Here is a 25,373-nt window from a genome sequence, read left to right as displayed (position 1 = left end):
GGTTGTATGTGAGCTCGGCAACAACACGTATTACAAGATTTATTCTTTGGATGGTCGTTACAGTGCTAGTACTTCTAGCAATCGCTGTAACGGCTTTACGTATTACATTACCTCAATTAAATCACTTTCAGGAACCGATAAAGAACTGGATCAGCACCAGCTCCGGTTTCGAACTCGACATTTCTGAAATCAATGGCTTTTGGCGTAATACACACCCTTCCATTTCCTTACAAGGAATTCGTGTTAACACCCCCAAAAGTAGTGATATTACGTTTAGTGCCGATAGGGTCGAAGTCGAACTCGATTTATTCCAATCTCTTCTGCAACGTCAACCTATCGTAGCGGATCTCAGTATCCATAAGTTAGCGCTTGATATTACTTCTGTGGAGTCTGGTCGTGATGAAACGGATCAACCAAGACTAGAACCGAAAGGGTCACAGCAGAATGTTATCAAGCAGTTAGATTCACTATTATTGAGGCAGCTTGATGACTTTTCGTTGCTAGATTCGACGATACTGTTTCAAGGTATTGATGGTTCTGAAAGGCAACTTGATATCGCTAAACTTCGTTGGCAAAACGATGGGCGCCATCACTTAGCGGACGGTGAAATCAGTCTAGCCAATACCAGCATTAACTCAGCTACGGTTAAAGCAAACTTCGTTGACTACGGTTCACTGAATGATGTGAGTGGTGAGTTTTACCTTTCGGCTCAGAATGTACTGGTGACACCTTGGCTGACTAAATACCTAAGAACTGAAACGGGTATCGATAAAGGCCAGTTAAGTTTCAATGGCTGGTTGACGTTAGAACACCAAAAACCGGTCAGTGCTTACTTAGAGCTAGAGGCATCAGAGTTAAGTTGGCAAGAAGGTACGAAACACGAGCTGATGCTTGAATCTGGTGTACTTGAACTTGAACCTACCGAAAAAGGTTGGCAAGTGAATGCTCACTCACTTGAATTACGCACTGACGATATGCCTTGGCCTGAACTGGATATGGCTTTCGACTGGCAACCAGAGCAATGGCGCCTTAATATTTCGCAGTTAGACATTAACGCGATTATCCCGTTAGTGAAGCTCGCTCCCGATTCCGTTGACACCTCTAAGCTGCTTGAAAGGCTCGCGATTGGCGGTTTGGTTGAAGATATTCGAGTCTCTATGGGGAAAGAAGTAGAGAGTCTTCGTTATTCTGCTGAATTGTCAAACGGCTCAATGTCTCAATGGGAACTGCTACCAGGCTTGCACCATCTTACCGCATCGGTAAGTGGTGACTTACATCAGGCAAGAGCAAAGATTGATATCATTGATGATACCTTGCCGTATGGAGACGTTTTTCAAGCGCCCCTTAACATCAAACAAGGCCAAGTCGATATCATCTGGCAGCAAGATGAATCAGGCTGGCGTTTATGGGCTGATAAAGTCACCGCAGCTACCCCTGACTTACAAGTGCTGGGTGCATTTCGTCTCGACTTTCCTAAAGAGAAAAGCCCATTTCTTTCATTTTATGCTGAAGCAGACTTATACAACGCAGGCGAAACGTGGCGCTATTTACCGACTCTAGCGCTTGGTCAAGAATTGACTGACTACCTATCCACCGCGATTCAAGCGGGTAAGGTCAACACCTCCAAACTGCTTTGGTACGGAGAGCTTTCTCAATTTCCGTATAAAAACAATGAAGGTATGTTCCAAGCATGGGTTGGGTTAAAAGAAGCGAAGTTTAGTTTTGATACGGCTTGGCCACCTATTACTGACTTACAGCTCGATCTATTGTTTCAAAATGATGCCATGCACTTAGACTCTCGCGGTGCGACATTGCAAGATGTACGTGCGAAACGTATTACGGGGCGAATTCCAGAGCTGGCAGAAGGCGGCCATATTGAAATTGAGGCAAGCGCGATTGCTCAAGGTAATGCCGTTCGTGATTACATGAATACCACGCCACTAGTGGATTCAGTTGGGGCAGCGTTGACTGCGGTGCAAGTTGATGGCCCTGTTACTGCCAGTTTTCAGCTTAATATTCCGTTTGATTCAGACAAAGATCCACGAGCTTGGGGCTATGCTGACTTGGCGGATAGTGAAGTCGAGATCGATGCGCCACCGATGAACTTATCGTCGGTAAGCGGTCGTATTGAGTTTGATGATGATGTCGTAAAGGCTGCGGGTCTTTCTGCAAGGCTCCTAGAACAAGAAATCGCAATAGACTTCGCAGGTGAAAATGCCGGGCAAGGTTATAGCGTCGATATCGACGTTGTTGGAGACTGGGATATTAAACCAGTAGGCCCATACATTGGCACGCAGTGGACAGAACCATTAGAAGGTCACGCGCCTTGGAGAATGGACGTTGATATCCAGTTGAATGATGTCGGCTTTACTTATCAGATAGACACAACCGCTGACTTACGAATGGTGAGTAGTCATTATCCTTATCCGCTGAATAAAGAGCTCCAACAGAAAGGCAAAGCGCGACTACAGGCTTCTGGTAACCAAGAGAGTATTACGGCTCGCTTGCAACTGCCAAATCTTAAGTATCAAACTGAGATTGATATAAGACCGGATACGCCTGTGCTCAAAGCGACGAATTTAGTGTTGGGTAAAGGCAGCTTTAAGATCAGTCCGGTGGCGGGGCATCATGCTCAAATTCGTACGGATAAATTAGATATTGATAGTTGGGCGGAATTGCTCAATAGGCCAAAGCCTAAGGTAAAGGCTGCGCTTAGTCAGATGAATACGCCTGAAATTCCGATGCCACAAAGAGTTGAGCTTGATGTGAAAGAGTTAACTTTGGCAAGTGTGGAATGGAATGACGTTGACTTCTCGGCTAAGAAAAAAGGTTTAACTTGGTACATGAGCCTTGATAGCCAAGAAGCCTCCGGGGAAGCAAGTTATCTAGCGCCGTATGATTTAACCGTTGCCCTTGACCGTTTACACCTTTATATCCCATCGTTAGATGATGAGTACAAAGATAAAACGCTGTTTGAACCTGAAGCCAATGACCTTCCGCTCATTAGTGAATTTGATCGTCAATTTCATCAACAGGTGCCGAACATCACATTGGCGATTGGGGACTTTTGGCTGCAAGGTTACAAGGTGGGCAAGACTCACATGGATGTACAGCGTCAAGGGGACACTATCGAGTGGAAAAAGGTGTCGTTTGAAAGTGGGACGAATAAGGCTGACATGAGTGGTTCTTGGCGACTGACAGATAAGCGCAGTCATACAAAACTTAACATTGCGTTATCGGGTGAAAATAACAGTGATGTAATGGAGCGATTTGGTGTTTCTTCAGGTATCCAGAGGGCTCCGTTTGAAATGAGTTCTCAAGTTGAGTGGGATGGTGCACCTTGGTCAATGAAAGTGAGTTCTCTTCAAGGGGACGTAAAGACCAAGCTTGGAAAAGGCATGATCTCTGATGTCAGCGGTGCCGCCCGTTTACTCGGCTTGTTCAGCTTAGACTCAATCATTCGTAAAATGCAGCTCGACTTTACCGATGTCTTTGATAAAGGCATGGCCTTTAATTCGATTACTGGTAGTGGTGAGATTAAAAATGGCATCTTCTTGACCAACAATATCAAAATGGATGCTGTGGCAGGAGAAATGACTATTCGCGGGTTGGCGAACTTAAACAGTCGACAGGTGGATGCGGAGGTGAACTTTGTTCCTGATATTACCTCTGGTATACCAGTATTAACCGCTTTTGCTGTTACACCGCAAACTGCACTCTATGTATTGGCGATCACAACCGTGATTTCGCCAGTAGTGGAGGTGTTTACCCAAGTTAACTACGAGGTTAAAGGCCCACTTGATGCGCCTGTGGTTAAAGAGCTCTCTCGAAGCAAAGGTGAGTTTAAGTTGCCAAAAAGCTTGCGTGAAGCGGTTGAATAAGGAGTGTGACTCATGGAAAGAGTAGGCTTAATCCAAATGACATCTGGGCCGGTGGTTTCCGACAATTTGGCTAATATCGCTATTCAAGTAGAAGCGTTAGCTCAAGCTGGCGCTAAGCTGATCGTAACACCAGAAAACTGTGTCGTTTTTGGTAATCGAGCAGATTATCACAACAATGCTGAAGCGTTAGGTGATGGTATTGCTCAGCGACATTTTTCACACCTTGCTCAGCAATTTAACGTTTGGCTAGTGGTTGGCAGTATGCCAATTCGTCGCGACCAAAACGTCAGTACAACGACATTGGTTTTTACGCCCGATGGAACGCTAGCGGCTCATTATGACAAGCTGCATATGTTCGATGTTGATGTCGCTGACGGCCATAGTCGATACCGTGAGTCAGAAACCTTTACGCCAGGCTCACAAATTGTTTCGCTTGCTACACCAATGGCTCATCTAGGACTGACAATCTGCTATGATGTGCGCTTTCCACAGCTCTACGGTGAGCTTGCGCAGCGTGGTGCTGACGTTATTTTAGTCCCAGCCGCTTTTACTGCCGTAACTGGAGAGGCCCATTGGGAGGCGTTACTACGCGCAAGAGCCATTGAAAGTCAGAGCTGGATCTTAGCTGTCAATCAATGTGGTATTCACCCTTGTGGTCGCGAAACATGGGGGCATTCAATGGTGATTTCTCCATGGGGAGAAGTGATCGCAGGTTTAACCAATCAGCCCCAAAATTTGGTGGTCGATATCGATCTCAATCAGGTACAAGAATTAAGAGCAGCAATGCCGGTGCTTGAACACACCAGATTTCACAATCAATTAAAAATTTAAGAGCGAAGTATGACAATAAACCAAGTAGAAGATGCGTTGCTGGGGGCTGCTGGCCTAACAGAGCAAGATGTTGCCGACACTCTCGCGAGTATGGCGACGCGTCAGATCGATTATGCCGATATCTATTTTCAGTCAAGCTGGCATGAGTCTCTGGTATTAGAAGACAGCATTATTAAAGATGGCTCGTTTAATATTGATTGTGGTGTCGGTGTTCGCGCGGTCACTGGTGAAAAAACGGGTTTTGCCTATTCCGACCAAATTCAGCTAGATGGTCTGAAGCAAAGCGCGATTGCGGCGCGAGGAATCGCTCAGCAAGGTCAAAACGGAACCGTTAAGGCCTTCACTCGTACTGATAATCAAAATGTATATGGCGCAGTGAATCCACTGGAAAGCTGGCAGAAAGAACAGAAAACTCAGCTATTGAAAGAGTTGGACGCTTACATTCGAACGAAAGAGCCGTTGATCAAAGAAGTGTCAGTGAGCTTGAGTGGTGTCCATGAACAAATGCTAGTTGCTGCGACAGACGGCACTTACGCAGGCGACATCCGCCCATTAGTGCGCCTGTCTATCAGCGTACTGGCTCAGCGCGGTGATCGCCGTGAGCGCGGTAGCGCAGGTGGCGGTGGCCGTTTTGGTTATGACTTCTTCCTGTCCGATACTGACGGCAGTCAAGTCGCTTATCAGTTCGCTGATGAAGCCATCCGAATGGCTATGGTTAACCTTGAGGCAGAAGCCGCGCCTGCGGGAGCAATGCCAGTGGTTCTTGGTTCGGGTTGGCCGGGCGTTCTACTGCACGAGGCCGTAGGTCACGGTTTAGAAGGTGACTTTAACCGTAAAGAGTCGTCGGTATTCAGTGGCAAAGTTGGTGAACAAGTGACATCTGAGCTGTGTACTATTGTCGATGATGGGACTTTAAAAGACCTTCGTGGCTCACTGAACGTTGATGATGAAGGGGTTCAGGGTCAATATAACACCTTGATTGAAAATGGTGTGCTGAAAGGCTACATGCAAGACAAATTGAATGCGCGTTTAATGGGTGTTGCCCCAACGGGTAATGGTCGTCGTGAATCTTATGCTCACCTTCCTATGCCGCGCATGACGAATACTTACATGCTACCAGGTCAGCATACGCCAGAAGAGATTATCTCGACGGTGAAGAAAGGCCTCTATGCGCCTAACTTTGGTGGCGGCCAAGTTGATATCACATCGGGTAAGTTTGTGTTCTCTGCTTCAGAAGCTTACTTAATAGAAGATGGCAAGATCACTCGCCCAGTTAAAGGTGCGACACTGATTGGATCTGGCATTGAAGCGATGCAGCAGGTGTCTATGGTTGGTAATGATCTCAGCCTTGATCGTGGTGTGGGCGTATGTGGTAAGGCTGGCCAAAGTGTGCCAGTGGGCGTTGGCCAACCGACACTGAAGCTAGACTCACTAACTGTTGGTGGCACTGAGTAACTAACAAATCGCGAACTTTGTCATTCCATAGAACGAGTGAGTAGGGAATCTTTTGGTTCTCTATTCACTTCTTGAGATCTCCAACTCGTTCCATGCTTTTGAAAATGACTAGGTCTAAAAACAAAAAGGGTTGATGCTTTCACATCAACCCTTTTTTGCTTGTTATGCGTGGCGTTAAATTCCGTCTCGCTCAATTGGGCAGCTCATACAACGTGCACCACCTCGGCCTCGTCCCAGTTCATTACCCGGGATGGTGAGCACCTCAATGCCTGCCTTATCATATTTTTCATTGGTGTAAACATTACGCTCGTATCCAATAACAGTACCAGGTTTTACAGTTAGAACGTTGTTCGCGTCATTCCACTGTTCACGCTCTGCTTCGTAGCTATCACCGCCAGTGGTAATGATCTTCAGGTAATCTACACCAAGCGCTTCTTCGATTGCATGAATATAGCTTGGTACTTGCTCAACCTTCATTTCGCCGTCGTCTTTCGCACTTAGGCGCCAAGTATCAAGATCTTTGCGCATGATCTCCGGGTAGACAGAGAAAGTATCGATGTCCATGTGCGTCATCACTGTATCTAAGTGCATACAAGAGCGATGCTTCGGAAGATCTATCGCGATCACTTCTTTTGCTTGGCCATGTTTGAACAGGTTGGCAGCTAGATTCTCAACACCTTGTGGGGTCGTACGCTCAGACATACCGATCAAGACCGCTTCTTTACCGATAACCAAAACATCTCCGCCTTCAATGTTGGCGTTATCATAGTGAAGATCCTCATCACCAAAATACTTAATGAAGTCTTGACCTGCGAATACTGGGTGCCAGTGATAAATGGCGCGCAGATGGTTAGTTTCACGCTGGCGTGCAGGCTTCATCATTGGGTTGAGTGAAACGCCACCGTATACCCAACATGAAGTGTCGCGAGTAAAGAGATGGTTAGGTAGCGGTTCGATAACGAAATCGAGTGGACGATGCATCTTCGGCATCATTGACGCTGATTTTATTGGTAGCTCAGAGTACGCCAAGCCACCTAGTAAGATAGTTGCTAAGTGCTCGTCATCCATATCAGCTAAATAGCTGCGTAAATCACGCGCGAAGATTGGACCATAGCGTAGGTCAGAAATTTGAGTATTGAGCAGCCACTGCTTTGCCTCGGAGACGGCGAGAGTTTCAACCAGCAGATCATGCAGTAGTAACACTTCAACACCTTGCTCTGTCAGAGTTTGAGCGAATTTATCGTGCTCTTCTCCCGCAGCTTCTACCGCCAAAACATCATCAAATAATAACTCATGGCAGTTAGAGGGGGTTAAGTGAGTCAGTGCTCGCTCCGGACGATTTAATAATACACGTCGTAACTGGCCAACTTCAGAGCCTACATACAGCTTACTCATTTTGTATCCTTACAATTTGTTCCAGTGCGTATTTATGACAAGGTTAAGGTCAATATGCAAGTGACCGGGTTGGACTATATTTCTGCGTTTTATGACTTTTAAAGTATAAAGCTCTTACGATTAATCGAAATTCTTTTTATAAATCTAATTTGATGATATTGATTGTGACCAAGTTGGATTGACTTGCTATTCGCTGTTGGCCTGTAGATAAAGTGCGCAAGCATGATTTATTCCGGAATAGCTATGCAAAGAAAGAAGTAATTTGATAACAAATTGTCGTTTTTATGCAGTTTACTCAAAAGTGACAATATGCACGGTAAAATAATAAAAACGCATTACTAAATACTAGGGAGTTGAAAAGGGAGCGGTAGATAATCCTGAAATGGTCAAATGATAAGAAATTGTTAATATTTACAGCTTGTGAGCTGGATCGTGATTATTGGTCATGAATGGGATGCAGAAAGATCAGGATCTTGCTGCTTTGAAGGTAGTATTTTCGGTTGATCCATGCGATAGTCCGGTGCGTTAAATTACGATCAATCTTGTTACTATCTGGAGCACTATTTATGTCTCATGAAGATGAATATCTATCAGTCGAAGAATTAATTGAGATTCAAAAGGAAGAGACTCGCGACATCGTCCAAGCCTTGCTGGAAGACGGCAGTGATCCAGATGCTTTATATGATATCGAACACCACTTATTTGCTGAAGATTTTGACACGCTAGAGAAAGCCGTTGTTGAAGCATTCAAGATGGGTTTCGAAGTGTTAGAAGCTGAAGAAACTGAAGATGAAGATGGCAACAAGCTGCTTTGCTGCGACGCGACAATGGAGTCGGCACTGAATGCTGAAGCGATCGACGCTCAAGTTGAAAAGCTTATCCATCTCGCTGAAAAGTACGACATTATCTATGATGGTTGGGGTACTTACTACGAAGGTGAAGATGCTCTTTACCCAGAAGAAGATGACGACGAAGAGTAATTTAGTTAATTCTTAATAATGCCAGTCCTAGTGACTGGCATTTTTCTATCTTTATATCAGCGAACTCTTTATAATCAGCTCAAACTTGATCTGGCTCAATTTATTTCGACTGGTACCTTATGCAACTCTCTCTTGCTGGCCTTTGGCAAATCTCCCCTTTGACGGATCTTACGATCCCTCAAGATGATCTTTCTTTTCCTGCTCCACTGAGTGATAAGTTACCAGCAAGCCTAACAGAGCAAGAGATTGCCAACCAAGAATGGCATCTAATGCATGATATTGAAGTTGATGAGGCGATGTTGGCGTTTCCGGCGGTTGATCTTGTATTAGGTGGCGTGGATTACCATGCCGAAGTTCGCCTCAATGGTATTGCTGTTTTTGATTGTGATGGCACTCAAGCAGAATATAAAAAGGATATTCGTCCTTTTATGCAGCCAGGGCGTAATCGATTTGAAATTCTATTTTTGGAAGAAGAAGAGTCATTGTTGCTTGAGGAAGATATCACCGAGCTTTGCCCGCTTGGTGCGTCAGAATATCAAACTTTTGATTCTCGCATGGGGATTTGGAAAGAACCTTACCTGCAGTTTATTCGTCACGTTCGTTTAGAGCATATTACTACGGAGCAGATCTGGCACCATGGCGGCGGGTGTGAGTTTATGGTTGACCTGCACTATAAGACTTACTCACCAGGTTTAGTGTCCGCTTCGGTTAAATTTAATGGTATGACTTACCACTTGCCGATTGATGTGAGAAACGATCATGTCAGTGCGTTGTTTCAAATTGAAGCGCCAATTTATGTCGATGTAAAAGCGCCAAATCCAGCCGACTTGTATCAACTGGAAGTGGTATTGGATGGTCAAACTCAGCGCTTTAATATCGGTTTGAGCAAAGATCTCTGTGTTACCCACTTTGCTGTTTAAATCTCATATTTAAGCGTGAGCACAGTGCCAAGGTGTTGCTTGTGAATTTTGTTTACGTTGCCATACCTTTTCGTGGAAGTAGTAAGCACAAGTATTAATGGTGGGTTCAATAGCTGCCATAATCCCACCGACAAATGCATCTCCGGTCAACAAATAGACCACGCTAAACGCCACGCTAAAATGGACAATAGCAAAGCTGATGGTTTTAACTTTAGCTGAGCGAGCAAGGTTTTTTAGTGCTTTGCTTTGGTTCCAAACACGTTCATGAAAATAAAACGCAACCGTATTGACTGAGGGCTCAATCATGGCGATTAGGCTACCGATTAAGATGTCACCAGTCAGAATGTATGCAACGCTGAACGCAATCGTAAAGTGAATAGCAGCAAAAGTGAGTGTCTTTTTCATCGGTAAGTCCAATCATGTTTGTTTTGATAGGACTATTATTGATAATTATTCGTATTAATAAAATTCGATTGATTCTATTCTTTTGATAGTTTTTACCGATTAAAAAAGGCGCCCAATGAGCGCCTTTTTTAATTGATATCGATTGGTGATTTAGCCTTGAGGCTTAACGACCAATACATTGATAGGTGAGTTTTGTACCACTTTGCTGGCAACAGAACCAAGCACCACTTTGTCTATCTTAGAGCGTTTATGACTTGGCATAACGATCAAATCGGTTCCTAACTTCTCAGCATAATCGAGAATAGTAGAATAAGCTTTGCCTTCAGCGACATGCACTTTGTAAACCAATTCTTCTGGAATATGCTCTGCAGCAAATTTTTTAAGTTGCTCTTCAACATCTTGTCGCATCTTTTGCGCGGCGTCTTTAGGAAAGTAGGTCGCAACCATCGACATGTGAATGCCCGGTAGAACATTCAGTAAATGGATTTGAGCATTGGCGTGTTTTGCGTGCCACACTGCTTGAACAAGCGCTTTGTCGGAAAAACCATTATCGTTTAGATCGACTGGAACTAGAATTTGCTTATACATTGATTATTCTCTTATTAGCGCTTCATTAGAAGCTTAATAACTGCATCCCTAGCTTAAGTATAGCTCCGCTGTCGTCAGCGGAGCTGATTAAGTTACGCGCTCAATTCATCCTTACGAGCTCGTCTTCTTTGGTTCATGGCCAATCCGATCAGAAGCAGTAGAGCTGGCACAAATACCCACTCTTTCATCGGACGGTCTGCATCAACCACGACTGAGCGAATTTCCCAATCAAAATCAACGCCAGCAGACTCAGCAGGGCTACCAAATTCCACCATATCAACAATCATACGACCATTGGTATCGTTCAGCATTAGGCCCATTGACGAGATACGATCTTCAGCGCCTACTGCACGATCATCAAAGGGTAGTCGTACTGTTTTTGAAATGTAGTCACCTTCGAGGTTCTCACCAGCTACCAACAGTTCAACCTCTTCACCGACTTGAAGGTTTTCTGTGATCATCGCGATTTCAGTTCCCGGATGAAGCACTTTAGCTGGGTAAATTTGATCCCACCAGAAACCTGGGCGGAAGAAGGTAAATGTCAGAACAAGCAGTAAGATAGTTTCCCACCATTTATTCTTAGTAAACCACCAGCCTTGCGTTGCTGCAGAGAATATCAGCATTGCAATAACAGAAGATATGATCGTGAGCATCAAATGCCACCAACTATCGATCCCCATCAACAATAATTGGGTATTGAAGATAAACATGAAAGGCAGAATGGCGGTTCGAATATCGTAGGTGAAACCTTGGATACCGGTTCGAATAGGGTCTGATTTCGCAATCGCAGCCGCGGCAAATGCTGCCAAACCTACTGGTGGGGTATCATCGGCTAAAATACCGAAGTAGAACACGAACAGGTGAACTGCGATCAGTGGAATGATCAAGCCACTTTGTGCGCCTAGCGTTACGATTACTGGGGCCATCAAGGTTGATACTACGATGTAGTTTGCCGTAGTCGGTAAGCCCATACCTAAGATCAAGCTGATCACGGCAGTAAATAGCAACATCAAAATGATGTTACCGCCAGAGATAAACTCAACGAAGTCGGTCATCACCAGACCAATACCGGTCAAGGTTACGACGCCAACTACTGTACCAGCAGCGGCTGTCGCGACACCGATACCAATCATGTTTCGCGCACCAGAAACTAAACTCTCTACAAGATCAATAAAACCTTGCTTGGTTTGCTCAGCTACTGAACCTTGCTTAGAAAGCATCGCGATAAGAGGACGTTGAGTGATCAAAATAAAGATCATGAACACGGTTGCCCAAAACGCAGATAAACCCGGAGAGAAACGTTCTACAGTCAAACACCAAACAAGCACCACGATAGGCAACAAGAAGTGCAAACCTGACTTGATGGTTGGACCCGGCTCTGGGACCTCTGTTAGTTCAGCATCGATCTCGATAGCGCCTTCTTTTGCGTACCTAGCTGAAATGTTTAATAGACCAAGGTAAGAAAGAAGCAAAGCAACGGTAACGATAGGCGTAGCTGCAGCGCCGAAGACATCTTTTGTCCAGCCAACACCGTAGTAAACCGCGGCACTAATGACACATAGACCGATGATAGTACCAGTGAAAGAAAGCAGACTTTGGATCACTGTTGGTACACGGCGGCGAGGTAACCCCGTCATGCCTGCTTTACATGCTTCTAGGTGAACAATGTAAATCAGAGCGATATAAGAAATGAGTGCCGGCAGAATGGCCGCTTTGATCACTTCAACGTATGAGATACCCACGTATTCAACCATCAAGAAAGCCGCAGCGCCCATGATAGGTGGTGTTAGCTGACCGTTGGTTGAAGCTGCAACCTCAACCGCACCAGCTTTTGTACCAGGGAAACCCACACGCTTCATTAGTGGGATGGTGAAAGTACCCGTGGTTACAACGTTTGCGATCGAAGAGCCAGAAACAAGACCTGAAAGTCCTGATGCCACAACGGCTGCTTTTGCTGGACCACCACGCATGTGACCAAGTAGTGAGAAGGCAACTTTAATGAAATAAGCACCAGCTCCAGCACGCTCTAGCATGGCGCCGAATAGTACGAACAAGAATACAAATGAGGTCGATACGCCAAGAGCAACACCAAACACACCTTCAGTGGTTAACCACAGGTGAGACATTGCTTTGTTTAAGCTAGCGCCTTTGTGGGCGATAACGTCAGGCATATGTGGACCACCAAAGGTGTAGAGCAAGAATACTGCAGCAACGACCATTAGTGGTGGACCTAAAGCTCGACGAGTGGCTTCTAGCAGTAAAACCATACCCGTAACCGCGACCACAATATCAGGTGTGGTTGGCGCGCCTGAGCGCCCGGCAAGCTCGGTATAAAATAGGTAAATGTATGCGGCTGAAAAACTACCGGCTAAAGCAAGTAGCCAATCCAATGGCGGGATCTTATCGCGAGGCGAGTTTTTCAGAGCAGGGTAGGCAGTGAATGCCAAAAATACCGCGAACATCAAATGAATGGATCGCGCTTCAGTGTCATTAAGTACGCCAAAATCAAAAATGAACGGCAGAGGAGATGCGTACCAAAGTTGGAACAGTGACCAACATAGCGGCACAAACCATAAGATGCGACCAGAAATTCCACCAGGGGAGCGGGCACCAGTATCGGCTTGAGCGACCATATCCTGCACATCTTGAGACGGAGATGTAGTCTTCGACATGTACTTTATCCTTGTTATATATGGCTCATATATTATTTGAGTTATGAACCTCTATTTTGCATCTTTCAGTTTAGTGAATAGATGAAATATTGCTCAATTACGTGTTTTTCTTAGGTATAAAACGGACAAGAGTTTCAAAACGTGAAACTCAAAGTAGATGGTGGCTTAGATGCCACAATGATTATAACCAGGGAAGCAAGGCGCTTCCCTGGAACAAAGAGAGCTTACTTAAGTAGGCCAATTTCTTTGTAGTATTTCTCTGCACCTGGGTGTAGAGGGATAGAAAGACCAGCTTGTACCATGTCTTCCTTCTTCAGGTTTGCAAACGCAGGGTGCAGACGTTTGAACGTATCGAAGTTTTCGAATACTGCTTTTGCAACGTTGTAAGCAACATCGTCAGAAACGTTAGTTGTTGTTACCATTGTTGCCGCAACACCAAAGCTGTTTACGTCTTTATCTGTACCGCGGTACATGCCTGCCGGTACTGTGCTGAATGCGTAGTATGGGTTGTTTGCAACGATCTCATCGATCTTCGCACCAGTTGCCGATACTAGTTTCGCATCACAAGATGTTGTTGCTTCTTTGATTGAACCGTTTGGATGGCCCACAACGTAAACGAACGCGTCGATTTTGTTGTCACAAAGTGCTTGAGAACGCTCTGAACCCTTAAGCTCAGATGCTAGCTTGAAGCTGTCGTTAGTCCAGCCCATCGCTTCCATTACAACACCCATAGTCGCACGGTCACCAGAACCAGGGTTACCGATGTTTACGCGCTTACCTTTCAGGTCAGATACGTTTTCGATACCTGAATCGCTACGAGCGATAATGTTGAAAGGTTCTGTGTGTAGAGAGAACATTGCACGTAGCTCTTTGTACGGGCCTTGCTCAGCAAACTTACTTGTGCCGTTGTAGCCGTGGTACTGCCAATCCGACTGAACGATACCGAAGTCTAGTTCATTCGCACGGATAGTATTCACGTTGTAGATCGAACCACCAGTCGACTCTACAGAACAACGAATATTGTGTTCTTTACGGCCTTTGTTAACCAGCTTACAAATCGCACCACCTGTTGGGTAGTAAACACCCGTTACTGAACCAGTACCGATAGTGACGAACTCTTGAGCGTTAACTGCGCCAGCGCCCATTACAGCAGCTGCAATAGCGCCAACTTTAATAAGTTTGTTCAATGCCATGAATTTCCCTTCCTTTATTCATTATTAACCCATTGCAAGTTTAGTCGCTTTGGGAGTTTCCTATTGCAGGAAACGGCATCTTTTCCAATCCGTATGTTGGAAAAGTGGCTGAATAATACCAAAAAATTGGCAGATAATTACACGATTGTTAACGATTCTAGCTAAAAAGACTAAATGTGTACGTGATGTATATAAGGAGTTGTTGATTTAAAATTCATTTAAATCATAGGGTTAGGTCTTTAGTGGGGAAGGTGCGGGATTTGTTTAAGATGTGATCTGAATCACGCCGGTATATTGGCGGCGTGATTCCTATTTTTTTGCTCAATATGAGCTTAACCAGCGTACTCGAATAGATCGCAAACCGAGTTAAATAGCTGCTCCGTGGTTACCGACAGGGTTGGTGTGATGAAAATCGTATCATCACCGGCTACCACGCCTAAGATGCCTTCTGACTTGCCTAATGAGTCTAGCAAACGAGCAATTAGCTGTGCAGCGCCAGGACCAGTATGGATGACAACCAGTGCGGTGTTGTGATCAATATCTAGCACTAATTCACGAAGTGAACTTGATACAGTAGGTACACCCAGTTCGGCTGGAAGGCAGTAAACCATCTCCATCTTCGCATTACGAGTACGGACAGCACCGAACTTAGTGAGCATGCGTGAGACTTTAGATTGGTTTATGTTCTCGAAGCCTTCATTTTTTAATGCTTCTACAATATCGCCCTGAGAGCCGAAACGTTCTTCTTTCAGCAATGCTTTAAAAGCACGAACGAGGTTATCTTGTTTTTCAGAATGGCGCATGGTTTGTTTACCAATAGTTTATAAAAAGCGAGTGAATATTCTCGCATAGCTATGCATTTCACGCCATGCCTTGCATTCAATTATGTCTAAGATATCACTGTAAACTTACATTTTATTAGTGAGGAAAATGTAAGTTAACCCTTTGTCATTAAAGGCGAAGAGGAGGATAATGGCGCCGCCCTTTGTGGCACGTTTTTGTCGGATTGCGCAAGGTCGCAAAGCTGACGTTAATTGATTGTAATCAGGATGTGATTAGTTTAGTTTTGACCAAGTTGATTACAAATCGCCCTATAAGACATATATAAGAGAGTCATCTCAAGGAGAACTACGATGAAAGTAGCCGTTATTGGTGCCGCAGGTGGCATCGGTCAAGCCCTAGCCCTACTACTTAAGAACCGTCTACCAGCAGGTTCTGATCTAGCACTTTATGACATTGCCCCTGTTACTCCAGGTGTTGCAGCAGACCTTAGCCACATCCCTACGCCAGTTTCTATTAAAGGCTATGCGGGTGAAGATCCAACACCAGCATTAGATGGTGCGGATGTTGTACTGATTTCGGCAGGTGTTGCACGTAAACCGGGTATGGACCGTGCGGATCTATTCAACGTAAACGCTGGCATTGTTAAGTCTCTAGCTGAAAAGATTGCCGCTGTTTGTCCTAAAGCACTTGTAGGTATCATCACAAACCCAGTGAACACAACAGTGCCAATCGCAGCTGAAGTACTGAAAAAAGCAGGCGTTTACGATAAGCGCCGTCTATTCGGTATTACTACTCTTGATGTTATTCGTTCTGAAACTTTCGTTGCAGAGCTAAAAGATAAAGATCCAGGTGAGGTACGTGTACCAGTTATCGGTGGTCACTCGGGCGTAACGATTCTTCCTCTACTTTCTCAAGTAGAAGGTGTTGAGTTTACAGATGAAGAAGTGGCAGCTCTAACTAAGCGTATCCAAAACGCAGGTACTGAAGTTGTTGAAGCAAAAGCGGGCGGCGGTAGCGCGACACTATCTATGGGTCAAGCGGCGTGTCGTTTCGGTCTAGCCATGGTGAAAGCACTTCAAGGTGAAGAAGTTGTTGAGTACGCATACGTTGAAGGTGAAGGCGAGCACGCTCCATTCTTTGCCCAACCAGTTAAGCTAGGTAAAGAAGGCGTTGAAGAAGTCCTAAGCTACGGCGAGCTAAGTGTATTTGAAAAATCAGCACTAGACGGCATGCTAGAAACACTGAATGGTGACATCCAAACAGGTGTAGATTTCGCTAAATAAGCTGAAATGATTTGATGTAAAAGCCGACTTTCGAGTCGGCTTTTTTGATCGCGAAATGTCATCAATAAAAAAGCGAGCCTAAGCTCGCTTTTTCAGTGCTGAATGCCGTTACTTACGAACAGCAATAGCTTCAATCTCGATACCAACATCTTTTGGTAGGCGTGCTACTTCTACACATGAGCGAGCAGGGTAGTTTGCTACGTTGTGCTCATCAAAGAACTTACCATATACTTCGTTTACTGTGCCGAAGTCGTTTAGATCTTTAACGAAGACTGTCATTTTAACGATGTCAGTAACAGATAGGCCTGATGCTTCAACAACTGCTTTCACGTTATCAAGAGATTGGCGAGCTTGCTCAGCGATATCTGCTGATACTTCACCCGTTGCTGGGTTTACTGGGATTTGGCCTGAAGTCAGTACCATGTTGCCTAGGTCTACGCCTTGTACGTATGGGCCGATAGCTGCTGGCGCAGACTCAGTGTGAAGTACTTTAGTCATTATTATGTTCCATCTATTGAGGGTTTGCGAAAAGAATCAGTGTGCCGTGATTTCCGTGCCGCGTAAAGAAAAAATCCCCGCTCGCTAAAGCAGGGATCAAGATGATTATCGAGAGTGAAAGACTATCGCTCAGTAACAATTTCACGTGCAAATACTTTCTCGCAGTATTTACATTTCAGGCGAATATCATCTTTTTTCTCAATGACTTTGAAGCTGCTTTCTACAGGCTCGTCGTGGGTGATGCAGTTGGTATTCGGGCACTCGAACACATTGTTAACTTGGCTTGGCAGCTCTAAAAGCAGTTTCTTAACCACTCGGTAGTCTTCGATTTGGTTGACTGTCGCATGTGGCGCGTAGAGTGCTAGTTTGCTCGCTTGCTCTTCACTGATAAAGACATTTTCGATTTTTAGAAGGTCTTTATGGCCCAGTGCCGATGACGGTAAATTTAAACCTACGGTTACGCGTTGCTCTGACTTGTGCATCGAGAACAGTTTAAGAACCTTGATACCAATTTGCGCTGGGATGTGGTCGATAACAGTACCATTTTTGATTGCTTCAACCTGCAATTGAGTTTCTTTATTCATTGTTATTTCTCCCTCGATTACAGCGATTTATTTAGAACAAGTGCGAGCAAAGCTTCACGGGCGTAGACGCCGTTTTCAGCTTGCTGGAAATAATAGGCATGCGGTGTTTTGTCCACATCGACAGTGATTTCATCAACACGAGGAAGCGGGTGAAGCACTTTTAGATTATCACGTGCGCCTTCTAGCAGTGCTGCCGTTAAGATGTATGCCGATTTTATGTGCGCGTATTCAGATTCATCAAAACGCTCTTTTTGTACACGCGTCATGTAGAGTACATCCAGCTCAGGGATAACTGTGTCCATATCAGTGTGTAAGCTGTATTCGATGCCAGCTTCATCTAACTCTTCACAGATATAGTCAGGCATGGCTAGAGCTTCTGGGGCGATGAAGAAGAAGCGCACATTGTTAAACTTCGCCAGAGCTTGCGTGAGTGAGTGGACTGTACGACCATATTTTAAATCACCGACAAATGCGACGTTTAGGTTATCTAGACGACCCTGAGTCTCCGCGATAGAGAACAGGTCTAGTAGTGTCTGAGTTGGGTGCTGGTTAGCGCCATCACCTGCGTTAATTACTGGTACGCCGTTAGAAAACTCAGAAGCCAGGCGAGCAGCCCCTTCTTGTGGGTGACGCATAACAAACGCATCAACGTACGATGAGATAACTTGTACGGAATCTGCCAGTGTTTCGCCTTTTTTCGCTAAAGAAGTATTGCCGCCATTATCAAAACCGATCACATCACCACCAATGCGCTGAATTGCCGTTTCGAAAGAGAGGCGAGTACGGGTTGAAGGCTCGAAGAAACAGCTCGCAATGACTTTATTTTTTATCAACTCAGGCTTTTGCTCTGCTTTAAGTTCTCCAGCAGTTTTGACAATCAATTCCAGCTCTTCACGTGAAAGCTCAGGAATCGAGATAATGTGCTTGTTGTAAAGCGTGTTTGTCATAATCATCTTCCCAGTCATGAATTTTAGGCACAAAAAAGCCCCCCAATATGGGAGGCTTTAAAAACGGTTGGAAATAGCAAAATAACCTGCCAGTAAGCAATGTGGCTTACTCATTGTAAAACGTGTTGTAGCGTACGATTTACGTGGCATTAATTCACTACCTCCAGACAAATTGCCGAGCATTATACGCTGAAGATTTGTTAACGCAAGCGATTACATCGAGGGTTTTTGTGTCAACTTGCGTCTGTTACTAGCTCCCAAGTGTGGCAACCATCACAGCTTTAATTGTGTGCATTCGGTTCTCAGCTTCATCAAACACAATTGAGTGTTCTGATTCAAACACTTCTTCAGTCACTTCTAGCCCCTTCATACCATACTTTTCTGCGACTTCTTTACCAATGGTGGTTTCATCATTGTGGAAAGCCGGTAAGCAGTGCATGAATTTGACTTGTGGATTGCCTGTTTTGGCGATCACATCCATGTTGATTTGGTACGGGGTCATCATTGCAACTCGTTGATCCCAAGTTTCTGGCGCTTCACCCATTGAGACCCAAACATCGGTATAGAGGTAGTCACAGCCTTGCACACCCTCATCAACATTTTCTGTAAGAGTAATTTTGGCGCCCGTGCTGTTGGCTATTGCTTGGCAAGCACTAACTAACTCTTCTTCAGGCCAGTAGGCTTTTGGCGCGACGAGGCGAATATCCATGCCCATTTTTGCTGCACCAACTAATAGAGAGTTGCCCATGTTGTTACGCGCATCACCTAAGTAAGCGAACTTGATCTCGTGTAATTGCTTGCCTCGGCCGTGCTCAAGCATGGTTAAGAAGTCAGCCAAAATCTGAGTCGGGTGGAATTCGTCCGTTAAGCCATTCCAAACTGGTACGCCAGCATAAGCGCCAAGCTCTTCGACGATCTCTTGGCCAAAACCACGATATTCGATTCCATCGTACATTCTTCCAAGTACGCGAGCGGTATCTTTCATCGATTCTTTATGGCCAATTTGAGAGCCAGAAGGGCCAATGTAGGAAACCTGCGCACCTTGATCAAACGCAGCCACTTCAAAAGCACATCGGGTACGTGTTGACGCTTTTTCGAAGATCAGTGCGATGTTCTTGCCAACCAGTTTTTTCTGTTCCGTTCCAGCGTATTTTGCTTTTTTCAAATCAGCAGAAAGATCGAGCAGAAACTGAATCTCTTTTGGAGTGAAATCGAGTAGTTTGAGGAAGTTTCGGTTACGTAGATTAAAGGCCATGCTCCAGTCCTTGAATGTTCATTCACTTAATGGAGTTAGTTAAACATATTTATTAGTTGTTTGTGAATAATTATTTTAAATAAATGCCGAGATATGAATTATATCTCGGCAGAAGTGACTATAAATTCTCTTCGGCGAATTCGGCCAGACGGCTGCGAACCACACCATTTAGATGGATATTGGCGCTGCCTTCGAAGTTTTTAAACCGCTCAACCATATAGGTTAAGCCGGATGTCACAGGGGTTAGATAGTGGGAATCGATCTGCGCTAAGTTACCAGAGCAGACAATCTTGGTTCCTTCACCACAACGGGTAATGATGGTTTTGATTTGTGAAGCGGTGAGGTTTTGACACTCATCGAGTAACACGAATGCATTTTGGATTGATCGACCGCGCATAAAGTTGATCGACTTAAATTGAATATTGGCTTTGTCGCAGATGTACTTGAGCGATCCTTCGGTGCAGTGATCGTTTTTGTGCAGCGCTTCAAGTGTATCGGTGATCGCAGCAAGCCAGGGCAGCATTTTCTCTTCTTCACTACCTGGTAAGAAACCAATCGACTCACCAATATCCGGTGTATTTCGCGTGACAATGATCTTATCAAACATTCCTTTCTCTATGGTCTGCTCCAGTGCAGAAGCCATCGCTAGGAGGGTTTTACCACTGCCTGCGGCACCCGTTAAGATCACCAGATCAATATCAGGATCAAGCAGGGCATCCAAGGCCATACCTTGATAGATGTTTTTCGGTGTAATGTCCCAAGCTCGGCGGTGCATCAAACGTTCGCGACTGAGATCTTTGAGTATCAATTTGTCTTGTTCGATCTCTTCCACTCGACCTGCAAAGTCACTCTCTTCATCGATCACATATTGATTAATGTAAGTTGGATCAAAGGGTTCACGATTTAGAGTGTGGTAAGTGCGACCGGCAAGGTTTTTACTCTCGACTTCATCGATGCTACTCCAAAAATCGCCTTCAATTTGTTGGAAGCCTTTGGTGAGGTATTGAACATCATCAATCAGTTGGTCAGTGCGATAATCTTCAACAAAACGTACGCCTGCGCCTTTGGCTCGCAAACGCATATTGATGTCTTTGGTGACTAATATGACTTCGCGTGGGGCGCGTTTATTTTGCAGGTAAAGCACGCCATTTAAGATTCGATTGTCCCCTGCTTTATCTGCGAAAGCTTTAACGGTTTCTTGCAATTCGAAGTCAGCTAAAATCGCTATGTGTCCCGTGTTTTCAAAATCTTTGTTAACTGGGATTCCTTCGGAAATTTCATCCGGAGTTGCGTCTTTAAATATCGCTTCGAGAGCTCGGATCGCTACTCGCGCATCACGAGCGACATCGCGCTTGCTATCTTTAATTCTGTCGAGTTCTTCCAATACCGTCATCGGGATGATGACATCATGTTCTTTGAATGAGTAGATGGCTAGAGGTTCATGAAGAAGGATGTTGGTGTCTAGAACAAAGAATTTCCGGTCTGTGTCACCCATAAGCGTCTCCTTGCCGACATGCGGCTTGCTTACCCCTCATACTTTTGTATGAAGTGGTCTACCTGCGGTTATTAGCAGTGTTGTAGCCTGGTAATCAGAGATCGCTGATGGTTTGACTACAAAAACTGCAAACCCGTGTTGATCGTCATCTTAATCAATGCATCTCTTGTGCCAGTCAGAAACTTGACGCATGAGAAAGCACTTCATCATTAAGTATAAGCCTGTTTTTCAACACTCTTATGTAGAAATGCCATTGATTTCTTACACTTTGATGTCATGCAAAGGTTTGATAAAAAATTGTTGGATTTTGAGGCCTTTGTACGTGACCAATGTCACAGCTTCAAGTAAGATTAGCGACCTTTTTCTGCGCAGCGGCTGACCTCTATTTTCCCCGTCAGCGCCTTTCAAGTTGCAGCAGACTTACTACAATAAATAGACCCATTTTTAGACTTAAACAGATGAGGTAGTCGATTCATGACATTTGCTTTGGGCCAGCGCTGGATTAGCGATACGGAAAGCGATCTAGGTTTAGGAACCGTTGTAGCATTGGATGCTCGTACTGTGACACTAATGTTTGCAGCTTCTGAAGAAAACCGAGTGTATGCTCGAAATGATGCGCCCGTAACCCGAGTGACTTTTAACAGTGGCGACGTGATTGAATGCCAACAAGGTTGGTCACTGAAAGTTGAGCAAGTGGTAGAAGAGCAAGATCTGTTTACCTATATCGGTACACGCGAAGATACCGGTGAAGAGGGTGTGGTATTGCGCGAAATTATGCTCAGCAACCAGATCCGCTTCAACAAACCACAAGACAAATTGTATGCAGGTCAAATTGATCGCATGGATAACTTTGTGCTGCGTTACCGTGCATTGATGAACCAGTATGAACAACATAAGAGCCCTATGCGTGGCCTATGTGGTATGCGCGCAGGTTTGATTCCTCATCAGCTCTATATCGCACATGAAGTTGGTCGTCGTCACGCGCCGCGTGTATTACTTGCCGATGAAGTAGGTCTAGGTAAGACCATCGAAGCAGGTATGATCATCCACCAGCAAGTGTTGGCGGGGCGCGCCGAGCGTATCTTGATTGTTGTACCTGAAACGCTGCAACACCAATGGTTAGTTGAAATGATGCGTCGTTTCAATTTGCACTTCTCTATCTTTGATGAAGAGCGTTGTATTGAAGCGTTCGCTGACTCTGATAACCCGTTTGATACGCAGCAATACGTCCTATGTTCATTAGATTTCCTACGCAAGAGCCGTAAACGTTTTGAACAGGCGCTAGAAGGTGAGTGGGATCTGTTGGTGGTCGATGAAGCACACCACCTAGAATGGAGCCCAGAGAAACCAAGCCGCGAATACCAAGTGGTAGAAGGCTTAGCTGAACGTACTCCTGGTGTATTGCTGCTAACTGCAACGCCAGAACAGCTTGGCCGCGAAAGCCACTTTGCACGTTTACGCTTACTCGATTCGGATCGTTTCTTTGATTACGAAGAGTTCGTTAAAGAAGAAGAGCAATATGCGCCAGTTGCTGATTCAGTGAGTGCGTTGTTCTCTGGTCAAAAACTAGAAAACGAAGCCAAAAACCAAATCACTGAGTTACTGTCAGAGCAAGATGTGGAGCCGCTGTTCCGTATTATTGAGAGTGATAGTGACGAAGAAGAAAAAGCGAGCGCACGCCAAGAGCTAATTGACAACCTGATGGATCGTCACGGTACAGGTCGTGTTTTGTTCCGTAACACGCGCGCAGCGATCAAAGGTTTCCCTAAGCGTAATGTGAACCTACTACCGATGCCAATTCCTCAGCAGTACACCACATCGATGCGTGTATCTGGGATGATTGGCGGCAAGATGAGCGCAGAAGCTCGTGCGATTAAAAATCTTTACCCTGAAGAGATCTTTCAAGAGTTTGAAGGGGAAGACTCAAGCTGGTGGCAATTTGATAGCCGCGTAAACTGGCTACTAGAAAAAATTACCGAAAAACGTAGCGAGAAGATTCTTGTGATCGCTTCTCGTGCAAGTACTGCGCTTCAACTTGAGCAAGCACTGCGTGAGCGTGAAGGAATTCGTGCAACTGTATTCCACGAAGGCATGTCGATTCTTGAACGTGATAAAGCGGCGGCTTACTTTGCTCAGGAAGAGGGTGGTGCTCAGGTTCTAATTTGTAGTGAAATTGGCTCTGAAGGTCGTAACTTCCAGTTCGCGAATCAGCTCGTGATGTTCGATTTACCGTTCAATCCGGATCTACTTGAACAACGTATTGGCCGCTTGGACCGTATCGGTCAAAGCCGCGATATCGACATTCATGTGCCATATCTACAAGGCACCTCTCAAGCCATTTTAGCGCGTTGGTTCGATGAAGGTTTAAATGCGTTCGCGGAAACCTGTCCAACAGGACGTATGGTTTATGACAAGTATGCAGATAATTTGATTGAGATGCTGGCTTCAGGTGATACGACAGAGCTAGACGACATCATTGCTCAGTCTGCTGTTATGAACAAAGAGCTAAAATCTCAGCTTGAACAAGGCCGAGACCGCCTGCTAGAAATGCACTCCAATGGCGGCGAAAAAGCGCAGGCGATCGTCGATAAGATTGCAGCAACAGACGGTGACACTAACCTAGTCACCTTTGCTCTTAGCCTATTTGATACCATTGGTTTAGACCAAGATGACAAAGGCGAAAATGCGCTTGTGGTGACACCATCTGAGCATATGTTAGTGCCGAGCTATCCGGGTCTACCGTACGAAGGGGCAACTATTACTTTTGATCGTGAAACGGCGCTATCTCGCGAAGATATGAACTTTATTAGTTGGGAACACCCAATGATTCAAGGTGGTATCGATCTGTTGATGAGTGAAGGTGTGGGCACAACCGCGGTATCGCTACTGAAAAACAAAGCGCTACCAGTGGGTACTATGCTGCTTGAGTTGATCTACAAAGTGGACGCCCAAGCTCCAAAACGCAGCGGTATTGCCCGTTTCTTACCAACAACGCCAATTCGTTTGATGCTAGATGGCAAAGGCAACGACCTATCTGCTCAAGTTGAGTTTGAAAGCTTTAACCGTCAATTGAGCCCAGTTGGTCGTCATATTGCGACTAAGTTGGTGGCATCTGTACAAGCTCAAGTGCATCAGTTAGTTGCGGCGGGTGAGACGCTTATCGTTGAGAAAGTGGAAGCGATTCGTAATCAAGCTCAGCAAGAGATGCAAGCTAGCCTAAACAGTGAGCTAGAGCGCTTGCAGGCATTGAAAGCGGTCAACCCGAACATCCGTGATGAAGAGATTGATGCAATTGATGAGCAAATCAAAGAGCTAACGGGCTACATTGGCCAAGCTCAGTATCAATTGGATTCGTTACGAATGATCGTCGTATCGCATAATTGATGCGCTCTCAGAACTCTTAAATTAAACCCAGCGTAACGCTGGGTTTTTATTGGATGAATACAATGGCTATGACCGAATACAACCCGCCGCGCGAACCGTGGGTTGATATCGTATTTGAAGATGAACATATCTTAGCGGTGAACAAGCCGTCTGGATTACTTTCGGTACCAGGGCGTTTGGCTGAGCACTACGACAGTATGTGGTCACGTTTAGTCGCGCTCTACCCAGATATCCAAGTGGTACACCGTTTAGATATGGATACCTCAGGGCTGATGTTACTGGCTAAAAATAAAGATGCTGAACGCTCGCTCAAAAAGCAATTTCAATATCGTTTAACGCATAAAGTCTATTATGCGCGTGTTTGGGGTCATCCAGAGCAAAACGAAGGCGAGGTCGACTTGCCTTTAATTTGCGATTGGCCGAATCGCCCGAGGCAGAAAGTGTGCTTTGACGATGGCAAGCCGTCGCAGACTTTATATCAAGTGGCTAAACGTGAAGAGAAAACATCGATCGTGCGCTTATTGCCAGTAACGGGGCGCTCACACCAGCTTCGTGTTCATATGCAGGCATTAGGTCATCCGATTGTCGGTGATGAGTTCTACTCGCAAGGTGAGGCGTTTGAGTTTTCTGATCGCCTTGAGCTGCACGCGTCAGAGCTGAGTTTTTATCACCCTCAAAGTGAACAGCTGCAAAGCATTTTTGTTCCATGTGACTTCTATCTTGAAGCAGAAGCAATGATCTTTAACTATTTTTCGCCTGTGCGAGAATTGCCTGATTATAAAACGCTGCCACGCTCATAATTTCCTCATCTAATCATTAGGCAG

The 25,373-nt window shown here is 45.1% G+C and carries 19 protein-coding genes; 8 read left to right on the top strand and 11 right to left on the bottom strand.

Going from position 1 to position 25,373, the window contains the following annotated elements; all coding sequences use genetic code 11:
• Positions 1 to 8: 8 nt before the first annotated feature.
• From GVO60_RS18790 to tldD, 3 genes are read left to right on the top strand one after another with little or no spacing between them, the layout of a single operon-like run.
• Entirely contained in the window at positions 9 to 3,881 is a 3,873-nt protein-coding gene (locus GVO60_RS18790; protein ID WP_159656821.1) for a YhdP family protein, read from the top strand.
• A gap of 12 nt (positions 3,882 to 3,893) precedes the next feature.
• Positions 3,894 to 4,712 carry a carbon-nitrogen hydrolase family protein gene (locus GVO60_RS18785; RefSeq protein ID WP_159656819.1) on the top strand — a complete coding sequence of 273 codons (819 nt, stop codon included), beginning with the start codon at positions 3,894 to 3,896 and terminating at the stop codon, positions 4,710 to 4,712.
• Between the two features lie 9 nt (positions 4,713 to 4,721).
• Positions 4,722 to 6,167, top strand: a complete 1,446-nt coding sequence (tldD, locus tag GVO60_RS18780) for a metalloprotease TldD (RefSeq protein WP_159656817.1) — start codon at positions 4,722 to 4,724, stop codon at positions 6,165 to 6,167.
• Positions 6,168 to 6,341: 174 nt separating this feature from the next.
• Here tldD and arcA read toward each other — a convergent pair whose 3' ends face one another.
• Positions 6,342 to 7,562: an arginine deiminase gene (gene arcA / locus GVO60_RS18775; RefSeq protein ID WP_159656815.1), complete on the bottom strand. Its 1,221-nt coding sequence runs from the start codon at positions 7,560 to 7,562 to the stop codon at positions 6,342 to 6,344.
• Between the two features lie 566 nt (positions 7,563 to 8,128).
• Between arcA and rraB the strand changes: the two genes are divergently transcribed.
• On the top strand, positions 8,129 to 8,542 hold the full coding sequence (gene rraB / locus GVO60_RS18770; protein ID WP_159656813.1) for a ribonuclease E inhibitor RraB: 414 nt from the start codon (positions 8,129 to 8,131) through the stop codon (positions 8,540 to 8,542).
• Between the two features lie 119 nt (positions 8,543 to 8,661).
• Positions 8,662 to 9,462, top strand: coding sequence for a glycosyl hydrolase 2 galactose-binding domain-containing protein (locus tag GVO60_RS18765; RefSeq protein ID WP_159656811.1), 801 nt, complete (start codon positions 8,662 to 8,664; stop codon positions 9,460 to 9,462).
• Positions 9,463 to 9,471: 9 nt separating this feature from the next.
• On the opposite strand, the gene GVO60_RS18760 is transcribed toward GVO60_RS18765, so the two are convergent.
• The 5 genes from GVO60_RS18760 to argR form a co-directional block, all read right to left on the bottom strand.
• Positions 9,472 to 9,867, bottom strand: coding sequence for a DUF2061 domain-containing protein (locus GVO60_RS18760; RefSeq protein ID WP_159656809.1), 396 nt, complete (start codon positions 9,865 to 9,867; stop codon positions 9,472 to 9,474).
• Positions 9,868 to 10,017: 150 nt separating this feature from the next.
• On the bottom strand, positions 10,018 to 10,455 hold the full coding sequence (locus GVO60_RS18755) for a universal stress protein (RefSeq protein ID WP_159656807.1): 438 nt from the start codon (positions 10,453 to 10,455) through the stop codon (positions 10,018 to 10,020).
• A 92-nt stretch (positions 10,456 to 10,547) separates the two neighbouring features.
• A complete protein-coding gene (locus GVO60_RS18750) occupies positions 10,548 to 13,127 on the bottom strand; it encodes a TRAP transporter permease (protein WP_159656805.1) in 2,580 nt (859 codons plus the stop codon).
• A gap of 224 nt (positions 13,128 to 13,351) precedes the next feature.
• Entirely contained in the window at positions 13,352 to 14,320 is a 969-nt protein-coding gene (locus GVO60_RS18745) for a TAXI family TRAP transporter solute-binding subunit (protein WP_159656803.1), read from the bottom strand.
• 332 nt (positions 14,321 to 14,652) lie between these two features.
• Positions 14,653 to 15,123 carry a transcriptional regulator ArgR gene (argR, locus tag GVO60_RS18740; RefSeq protein ID WP_159656801.1) on the bottom strand — a complete coding sequence of 157 codons (471 nt, stop codon included), beginning with the start codon at positions 15,121 to 15,123 and terminating at the stop codon, positions 14,653 to 14,655.
• A 330-nt stretch (positions 15,124 to 15,453) separates the two neighbouring features.
• Here argR and mdh point away from each other — a divergent pair, with 330 nt between their 5' ends.
• Entirely contained in the window at positions 15,454 to 16,386 is a 933-nt protein-coding gene (mdh, locus tag GVO60_RS18735; RefSeq protein WP_159656799.1) for a malate dehydrogenase, read from the top strand.
• A gap of 108 nt (positions 16,387 to 16,494) precedes the next feature.
• On the opposite strand, the gene GVO60_RS18730 is transcribed toward mdh, so the two are convergent.
• The 5 genes from GVO60_RS18730 to GVO60_RS18710 all read right to left on the bottom strand — a co-directional run bounded on the left by GVO60_RS18730 (position 16,495) and on the right by GVO60_RS18710 (position 21,165).
• Complete coding sequence (locus GVO60_RS18730; RefSeq protein ID WP_004747250.1) at positions 16,495 to 16,884, bottom strand: RidA family protein; 390 nt, start codon at positions 16,882 to 16,884, stop codon at positions 16,495 to 16,497.
• Positions 16,885 to 17,006: 122 nt separating this feature from the next.
• On the bottom strand, positions 17,007 to 17,468 hold the full coding sequence (gene pyrI / locus GVO60_RS18725) for an aspartate carbamoyltransferase regulatory subunit (RefSeq protein ID WP_159656797.1): 462 nt from the start codon (positions 17,466 to 17,468) through the stop codon (positions 17,007 to 17,009).
• 17 nt (positions 17,469 to 17,485) lie between these two features.
• On the bottom strand, positions 17,486 to 18,415 hold the full coding sequence (gene pyrB / locus GVO60_RS18720; RefSeq protein ID WP_159656795.1) for an aspartate carbamoyltransferase: 930 nt from the start codon (positions 18,413 to 18,415) through the stop codon (positions 17,486 to 17,488).
• Between the two features lie 250 nt (positions 18,416 to 18,665).
• Positions 18,666 to 19,670 (bottom strand): ornithine carbamoyltransferase, encoded by a 1,005-nt coding sequence (locus GVO60_RS18715; protein WP_159656793.1) that lies wholly within the window; start codon positions 19,668 to 19,670, stop codon positions 18,666 to 18,668.
• Positions 19,671 to 19,788: 118 nt separating this feature from the next.
• On the bottom strand, positions 19,789 to 21,165 hold the full coding sequence (locus tag GVO60_RS18710; protein ID WP_159656791.1) for a PhoH family protein: 1,377 nt from the start codon (positions 21,163 to 21,165) through the stop codon (positions 19,789 to 19,791).
• A gap of 474 nt (positions 21,166 to 21,639) precedes the next feature.
• Here GVO60_RS18710 and rapA point away from each other — a divergent pair, with 474 nt between their 5' ends.
• Together rapA and rluA are read left to right on the top strand one after the other, a co-directional pair.
• Positions 21,640 to 24,549: an RNA polymerase-associated protein RapA gene (rapA, locus tag GVO60_RS18705; RefSeq protein WP_159656789.1), complete on the top strand. Its 2,910-nt coding sequence runs from the start codon at positions 21,640 to 21,642 to the stop codon at positions 24,547 to 24,549.
• A gap of 62 nt (positions 24,550 to 24,611) precedes the next feature.
• Positions 24,612 to 25,349 carry a bifunctional tRNA pseudouridine(32) synthase/23S rRNA pseudouridine(746) synthase RluA gene (gene rluA, locus GVO60_RS18700; protein ID WP_159656787.1) on the top strand — a complete coding sequence of 246 codons (738 nt, stop codon included), beginning with the start codon at positions 24,612 to 24,614 and terminating at the stop codon, positions 25,347 to 25,349.
• Positions 25,350 to 25,373: the final 24 nt, after the last annotated feature.

This window comes from Vibrio atypicus, assembly GCF_009811315.1.
Lineage (GTDB): Bacteria > Pseudomonadota > Gammaproteobacteria > Enterobacterales > Vibrionaceae > Vibrio > Vibrio atypicus.
The sequence above is the reverse complement of the archived record's forward strand: the minus strand, read 5'-3'. Positions and strand labels throughout refer to the sequence as shown.